Source organism: Clostridium sp. FS41 (assembly GCF_000954015.1).
In the GTDB taxonomy this organism is placed as follows: Bacteria; Bacillota; Clostridia; order Lachnospirales; family Lachnospiraceae; genus Enterocloster; species Enterocloster citroniae.
The window spans coordinates 1-5,954 of record NZ_JYHN01000028.1 but is presented as its reverse complement, the minus strand read 5'-3'; the positions used below and the strand labels follow the sequence as shown (position 1 = coordinate 5,954).

The window sequence follows — 5,954 nt, the reverse complement described above, 5'->3', positions numbered from 1 at the left end:
CTTTTCTGGCGATCTGGCTGCGTTCAAAGCGTATCTCGCGGCCCATCCCATATCAACCATCTTTGAACGTACCACCCCCACCTGGGAACCCCTCCCCTCCGCGACCCAATCCGCCCTAAACGCCCTTACCACCTTTACCGGTACCACCCACATCAACATTACCGCAGGAGGGCCGGAACCGGACGTGGCGGTGGAGTATTTTGGACAGCCGGGGGATAAGGTAACAGTACAGGACATGTGTGATTCCTTCGCCGCGCCTGCATTTGATGATAGTGGTGTTGTACCTGGGATATCGGGCTTCGGTGATTTTCTTAACCGGCTGACTAGCGGGGTGAGATTTCCAAGCTTTTTCCGGGACCTAAAAGCCGGTCTTAAATTTGTCTTACATACCGGACAACTGGTCAACAATGGCCTATGCAACGAACCGGGGAAATACCCACTGGACGCAGCATATGGAAGGACATTGCTTGAGATGATCGGGAACACAGCTGATCTGCCCGGGGGAGCGGCAGATATAGTCAGTGCGATTGTTACGCAAAATAGCAATATAGGTGATGGACGCTTCAGGGTGTTGTTTAGAAATGCAAATCCTGAGGAAAAAGAAAATGCAGCAAGTCTGAAAGTCACGTTATCAGATTTTGGTGGCGTTGCACAGACATGGTACTACATAATCATGTCAACTAATGGTTTTGACGGAACCATCATAGGAGAGCTTAGTCCTACCGGTAACTACGGGGGACAGTTAATGGTTTCAGATGCTGGAATCAAGTATCGAAAACTTAGTGGTGGTACATACGGAGAATGGAATAACCTTATTACAAATGCGGATTATAATGTACAATCTTTTACCAATCAATATGGTTTGAACCTGCATTTGATCAAATTTGGTAATGACAATTTAAAAGCTATAAGACTATCTGGGTATATAAATAAAGCTTTAACCGCCGGTACCGAATATATAATTGCCAGCAATGTATCTTTAAAATCTAGGGTTGACTGGTATCATAATGTATTCGTCAGCGGGAAAGGATCGGAACTGACAGTATACCTTAACATAGATAACGATGGTAACGTTAAGATCACACCCAAGACAGCCATTGCTTCTGGAACAGCAATAAACATGATGGAATATTATGTTTAATGATCATATATTACTCTATACGTATGATTGAATAATTTTTATCATTGGCAAAAGTAAAGGTGATTTTCAACCCGTTGGTTTCAGCAGTCACACCAGATACGTTATGTGGTGTAAAGCTTACCGATGCAGCATATCTGGCAAATACTACAAATCCTGTTAAAGCGAATAGGATAAACAAAGAATAGTCCGGATAGGGTGAAGTGTCAAAGGTCAATGTTCCTCCGGCAGCTATGTAGGAGCTGGTGAAAGGGGCTACGACCTCATACGGATTCTTTTCTAAATTGCTATTTTGAAAAGAAATGGAGCTGTCCAAAAAACAGCAGAAAGAGAGGAAAAATGGATCAGAATAAATTAGATTACACTATCAAAAGTATATCAGAAAGAATAAACAATGAATGCAGTAGCCGTGTAGGAAATGAAAAAGAGATTCTTATGTTATCGAGGGCTCTGGCAGAACTAGTATCGGTCAGAGCCTCTTTGCCAACTACTTAGATTCTGGCTGTGTGATCGCATCTACAAAAGTATTATAGAATTCAGCTATGTATTTAGCTGTTTTCTCGCAATCACTGCTCATTTTAATCATATTTCGTTGCAGTGCTATTTCGGTTACAGATTTAGCAAGGGCAACGATATCTTCATAATTATGTTGCATTTAGAATCTCTCCTTTCTTTTGTACTTGGCTTGCCAGAGCCTGTACTCATAGTATAGAAAGAGGGGGGAGAAAATGCAAGGCGAATAAACAGAACTTGCTATTTACGATATAAATGAAACCCATTAACCAGACCCTTTGGGGTCTTATTTTTATACCCGGAATCCGGGAGAAAGGAATATTATGAAAGATACATTGATTTTAAAAGACGGTACTGTTATTGAGTTGGAGGCAGGAGCCTCCATAGGAGCGATGCAGGTACTCTCAGCAGACAAGGAATCCATGGTGTCCACCTGGGATATGCTGACCAAGGACAATTTGTCCAGCGTGCAGATTAAGAGTGGGGAAGGAGAGGTAATCGGTAATGATACCGACCTACTGCTGGTGTCGGAAACATCCGTAGTGCAGGAGGGTGGAACAATACTTACGACTTATAGCCTGCGCAAGAAAACTGAGATGGAGAAAATCCTGGAGCGCCTGGCGGCGGTTGAAGAAGGACAGCAGGTGCAGGATGGGGCCATAAATGATGTTGCAACATTGACAGGGCAGATTGCAGGGCAGTTGGCAGGAACGGAAGGAGGACAGGAATAATGGGAAGGTTTTATGGAATCAAGATTAGGGCAGGTGAGATGTCAATTGAGGATGTGCAGGCATGGTGGAGGCCGACAGTAGAAGAATGGCTGGAGCAGAATCCATAAGGATGATGGAGGATACATGAGGAACTTAATCGAAACCATTGAAAAATATTGGGTCCAGGAGGTGCTTGCCACAATATCAGGCGCGGTTGCATGGCTTGGCCGGAAGGTGCACCGATGGAAACAGGAGCAGGACCTGGTAAAGCAGGGAGTGTTGGCTATCCTGCATGACCGCTTGTATCAGGCCTGCCAATACTACTTGCGTAAAGGATATTGCTCCATTGATGACCGGGACAACCTGGAATATATGTTCCTCCCATACAGGGCGCTGGGAGGAAACGGAACAGGAGAGGAACTATATAATAGATGTTTGGCGCTCCCCTATGAGCCAGAAAGAGAGGTAGCAGATGAAAAAGATTGATTGGGCAAGGAAACTGACAAGCCGGAAGTTCTGGGCTGCTGTGGTAGGATTTGTGACCCCCATTATGGTAGCAGCCGGATCAAATGACAGTACGGTTACCCAGGTAACAGCTATTATAATGGGAGGTGCTACATTAATTGCATACATAATCGGTGAGGGCATGACAGATGCAGCAGCAGCTGGAACGGATACTATTAACAAGGACGAGGTGGCTCCTAAATAGCTGGAGGTGATCCATACATCTCCCACCGCGGGGTTAAGCGGATGGTAACATATTGGACAGGCCTGGGAATTACCTGGGCCTTATTTTAATTGGAGGAAGGCATGACAGCAAAGGATAAAATATTGGAGATAGCAAGGCAGGAGATTGGATATTTAGAGAAACGCAGCAACAGTCAGTTAGACAGTAAGACCGCAAATGCCGGAAGTGGGAATTATACTAAGTACGCCAGGGATCTGTATCCATCCCTCCAAGGACAACCATGGTGCGATATGTTTGTTGACTGGTGTTTTGTACAGGCATTCGGTCAAGTGGCAGCAAAACAACTTCTTGGAGGCGGATTCTCTGCTTACACACCTACATCAGCCCAGTACTATAAGAATAAGGGACAGTACTACAAGGATACTCCCCAGCCTGGGGATCAGATATTCTTTAGGGGGACAGATCGGATTAACCATACAGGAATTGTGACAGAGGTTACATTGACAAAAGTACGAACGATTGAAGGTAATACCAGCGCAGGTGCAGCCATCGTCCCCAATGGTGGTGCGGTTTGCCAGAAGGAATACAGCCTGGACAATACCAGGATTGATGGCTATGGACGCCCAGAATGGTCATTGGTGGAGAAACCTACATATGAGATTGGCTGGCATCATGATCTTAACGGCTGGTGGTATGCATACAGCACCACGGATTATCATAAGTCCTGCTGGCAGATCATCAATCATCATAAGTACTATTTTAATGAGGATGGATACGCCCTGACGGATTGGCACCAGGTTGATGGCAAATGGTATTACTTTGAACCGGAGTACGGTCATCCCCTGGAGTGTGCAATGTATGTGGCTCCAGAGGGAGAACAATATATAGGGGAGTTTTAGAGGTTATTATGGTAGAAAAATACTATAGACAAATTTCAATATCTGTTGTATAGTCATAGAGAAGTATCGAATATTATATAAAGTACTGATTAGAACGGTACTCAGTTTCTGGGTACTAAGTATATGATGGTACGGCTATTGCCTATTTTAGAAAAGCCTATTGGTTGGTGTTTGTATTATGAACACTGTACACAATAGGCTTTTTATTTTATTTATATTTCAAACAGTCATATATCCTAATTAACCGGCGTATATTTGTTTTTATGTAGGTGCTTGCTGTATCAAGGATATCGTCATTTTTAGTGAATATATTGAGAAGGATATTTTCAAGACAATCTAAATCAATCTGACTCTCTTCCAAATATGCTATAAGTAGGGTTGCTTTATATAAATTTGTTTGTTCTCCATCCCATATTTCTTGAACAGATGAATAATTCCCCAAGGCTGATCTATGATTTTTTATGCTTGTACTGATGATGGAATCAAAATTTGTTTTCTCAGCCAATTCCTCGACTATAGGGTAATGCCCCTTTGCCTGACGAAAGAATTTAAAAAAGGGAAGACGTGTATTTTGTTTAATAAGCTTTGGAAAAGCATATTCAAGCAACTCGTCTGCACTAAAATCTAAATCATCCAAGACAACATTTCTATACCACTCATTTCCGGTTAGTCCACTAAGACCTTTGAGGCCAAAATCAGACATTCTTCCTATTGCCATAACCATTTCATCGTCATCAAGCCGACCGTCATCTATATTAACTACTTTTAATTTAGCAGTTGGGGAGTTGCTGATAGTGTAGGTATACAATTCTTGCTTGAATTTTCTTAAAAGTTTTACTGGCAGCTCTGCTTTTTTAATACTTAATGCATTATATATCAAGTCAAAATTAGAACAACTAATTTTTGTCATATATAATATTTTATCACCAATTACCATTGTGTGTGAAGACACATCAGCGCCTGTTATATTGGGGATATATTCAACAAATATAAAGCGCTCTTGGAGCTTTGAAAGGTTTTCGGGTGATAGGCAATCAACTATCGACTTGATTATTTTTTGGACATTTGAATCATTTAAGGAATAGCCAAGAAAAACTACAGGGTATTCCATGAAAATAGTCATTAATTTGGCAGCAAGATAGGGACTTTTTTCATCAAAAACATTGTAATCAGTACTATTAATTACAATACTGTCAGGGTTCTCCACAGAACCATGTATTTTATAAATCTCAGCGATACCTTGGATTGATGAAAATATAAGTTCTTCTTGACCAACATATGCTTTGTACTCATCTAAAGTATTTTCTAGAAATGTATCATAATTTGTAGTAATAACGCCAGATAGACTTTTTTTAGAGAGGTTGTGGAAATTTTTAATTTCTGATTCATAATCCGAAACAATGTGAGAGTTTTCTTTGATATACATTGCTATTTCGGCTTTAAAAGGAGAGGATCCTTTTGAAACCAGATCAAGATAGTATTTATTAAGATGTCTTTTTGATGGAGTGGAGAACCATAAATTATTAAAATCGGATTCTATTAGTTCTGCAATTTTAGGATAAAGCCCTACTTTACTATTTAAAACTCTAGCTTTATTTTCATAAGAAGAATAAGCAAAAGGATCTTCATTTATGCGAGTGGCAAATATTCTCAGAAGAGATTCCCAATCGGGAAGGTTATAATATCTTCTAGTTATTCCGGAACCAATAAATAAAAAAGGGGTGGTATTAAATTTGGAAACAACATCTTCTAATGTATTTATGGCCATACTACACCTCCAAAGCACTCTTTTTATAAATTATATATCAAAAAGAGTGTTGTGCCAATAGTCTTGAATTTATTTTTGCCTCCATCCCTATACAAATAGCATTGTCTATTAAATGAAATAGGGCGGATTGGGTGGCGGAATAATAAAAAGCGGCGGGGATCATTCCTCGCCGCTGTTCATGTTTCTTTCTTTGATTCTGATTATTTCATCAACTATTAATTTTTCTTCCCATTCCGGA

General features: G+C 40.8%; 8 protein-coding genes. 6 read left to right on the top strand and 2 right to left on the bottom strand.

Features of this window, described 5'->3' with window-relative positions; all coding sequences use genetic code 11:
- Positions 1–1,141: hypothetical protein (locus CLFS41_RS30010; protein WP_045091508.1), on the top strand; the 1,141-nt coding region annotated here is incomplete at its 5' end.
- Positions 1,142–1,625: 484 nt separating this feature from the next.
- Here the strand turns inward: CLFS41_RS30010 and CLFS41_RS30005 are convergent.
- Positions 1,626–1,793 (bottom strand): hypothetical protein, encoded by a 168-nt coding sequence (locus CLFS41_RS30005; protein ID WP_161797477.1) that lies wholly within the window; start codon positions 1,791–1,793, stop codon positions 1,626–1,628.
- Between the two features lie 181 nt (positions 1,794–1,974).
- Between CLFS41_RS30005 and CLFS41_RS03765 the strand changes: the two genes are divergently transcribed.
- From CLFS41_RS03765 to CLFS41_RS03750, 5 genes are all read left to right on the top strand, one after another.
- Entirely contained in the window at positions 1,975–2,382 is a 408-nt protein-coding gene (locus CLFS41_RS03765) for a hypothetical protein (protein ID WP_052665610.1), read from the top strand.
- A complete protein-coding gene (locus CLFS41_RS30970; protein WP_278279999.1) occupies positions 2,382–2,489 on the top strand; it encodes a CD1375 family protein in 108 nt (35 codons plus the stop codon). Before CLFS41_RS03765 ends, CLFS41_RS30970 begins: the two co-directional genes overlap by 1 nt.
- A gap of 16 nt (positions 2,490–2,505) precedes the next feature.
- Entirely contained in the window at positions 2,506–2,847 is a 342-nt protein-coding gene (locus CLFS41_RS03760) for a hypothetical protein (RefSeq protein WP_052665608.1), read from the top strand.
- On the top strand, positions 2,834–3,070 hold the full coding sequence (locus CLFS41_RS03755; RefSeq protein ID WP_045091507.1) for a hypothetical protein: 237 nt from the start codon (positions 2,834–2,836) through the stop codon (positions 3,068–3,070). Before CLFS41_RS03760 ends, CLFS41_RS03755 begins: the two co-directional genes overlap by 14 nt.
- Before the next feature lie 101 nt (positions 3,071–3,171).
- The gene (locus tag CLFS41_RS03750; RefSeq protein ID WP_045091506.1) at positions 3,172–3,948 is read left to right on the top strand and encodes a CHAP domain-containing protein; all 777 of its coding nucleotides are present in this window, start codon (positions 3,172–3,174) and stop codon (positions 3,946–3,948) included.
- Between the two features lie 208 nt (positions 3,949–4,156).
- Here the strand turns inward: CLFS41_RS03750 and CLFS41_RS03745 are convergent, their stop codons facing one another.
- On the bottom strand, positions 4,157–5,716 hold the full coding sequence (locus CLFS41_RS03745) for an SIR2 family protein (protein WP_045091505.1): 1,560 nt from the start codon (positions 5,714–5,716) through the stop codon (positions 4,157–4,159).
- Positions 5,717–5,954: the final 238 nt, after the last annotated feature.